Genomic DNA, 1160 nt, shown 5'->3' with positions numbered 1-1160 from the left:
CTTCATCCATGGCCTGATCGGCGCTTTGTCGTCAAGCACTCAAGGTAGGAGCCCGGTGCCTAAATTGGGCACGCCGGGATCTGTGCGGGGGGTGTTCAGTAATGGACATCCCTACCGCAATCGGCGCGGTTCGCCCGCGCATCGATCGTAGTTCCATCCTTTATAGACCGCCTCAGGGCGGTCTTTATTCTTTCTCAGGAGTTTTCATGTTCGTAGCTATTGAACCGCTCTTGCGCACGTGCGCCAAGCTCACCCTGTCGTTGCAGATGAAGGGCGATGAGATGGTCGTCTGCGTCATGCCGCAAGGCACGGCCAAAGACGCCGCCATGCTTCAGCCGCTCGCGCTCACCGCTTCTGCGGCCGAGCTCGACGCGGGTTTTGCGGATGCACTCGTCGCCTACACAGGCGCGCATGCGTCGTTGGCGGAGCAAGTGGCTGCCACGACCGCGATCCTCGAAGCCGCCAAAACGACGCAAGTCTCCAAGGCGACCAAGACGCTCGCGAAGGGCAGCAGCAAGACTGTGCCGCCTGCATCGGCCAGATCGAGCGCCGAAAGCGGCGGCGACGACAACGACAACGACAACGACAACGATGATGAAAACGGTAACGACAACCTGCATGGGCAGCACAGCGCTCCTGCGGACTCGTCGGCAACTTCTTCGGCATCGACGGCGCCGGCTAGCACCGGCACCAACCTCGCATCGCTTTTCGATTGAAGAGCAAACATGGCTATTTCAGTGGCAAAGCTCACGCGTGAGTTCGTCTACAACGGCGTGACGTTTCTCGATCCAGGGCCAACCTTCTCGCCCGATGATGTTCGTGATCTCTACTCCGCGCAATATCCGGAGCTGACGACCGCAGCTGTCGACGGCCCGAACACGGAAGGCGAGGTCATGCGTTTCACGTTCGTGCGTGCGGCGGGTGCTAAGGGTGGGGTCAAGTCCAACACCGCCCATGCGTAAGCGCGACCTTCTCAAAGCCCTGTTCGATCCGGATCTGGCTCTTTTCCATCAACGACCGCCCGACAGGGCGGTTTTTTTTGTGCGCCCAGCATGGGCGCACTCTTGCGGGTGCAAGTCGCGCGGCAAGTTGACCACAGCGAGCGAAGTGAAGCGCAACTGCGGAAGGGCGACCGACCGTGGGGAGGAAGCGTGGAGCGA

General features: G+C 60.7%; 2 protein-coding genes and 1 pseudogene. All 3 read left to right on the top strand.

The window, feature by feature from the left end; genetic code table 11:
* The first annotated feature begins 206 nt into the window (after positions 1 to 206).
* The gene (locus BVER_RS29225; protein ID WP_050456186.1) at positions 207 to 716 is read left to right on the top strand and encodes a PRTRC system protein E; all 510 of its coding nucleotides are present in this window, start codon (positions 207 to 209) and stop codon (positions 714 to 716) included.
* A 9-nt stretch (positions 717 to 725) separates the two neighbouring features.
* Positions 726 to 962, top strand: a complete 237-nt coding sequence (locus BVER_RS29220; RefSeq protein ID WP_050456185.1) for a PRTRC system protein C — start codon at positions 726 to 728, stop codon at positions 960 to 962.
* Positions 955 to 1160: pseudogene (locus BVER_RS34960) on the top strand (hypothetical protein); the annotation flags it as partial. The gene BVER_RS29220 and the pseudogene BVER_RS34960, both read left to right, overlap by 8 nt.

Source organism: Candidatus Burkholderia verschuerenii, from assembly GCF_001189365.1.
GTDB lineage: Bacteria > Pseudomonadota > Gammaproteobacteria > Burkholderiales > Burkholderiaceae > Caballeronia > Caballeronia verschuerenii.
The sequence above is the reverse complement of the archived record's forward strand: the minus strand, read 5'-3'. Positions and strand labels throughout refer to the sequence as shown.

Excerpts from the sequence above, each read along its gene's own strand:
- BVER_RS29220 (WP_050456185.1), top strand. The coding sequence starts at position 726 with ATGGCTATTTCAGTGGCAAAGCTCACGCGTGAGTTCGTCTACAACGGC.
- BVER_RS29225 (WP_050456186.1), top strand. The coding sequence starts at position 207 with ATGTTCGTAGCTATTGAACCGCTCTTGCGCACGTGCGCCAAGCTCACC.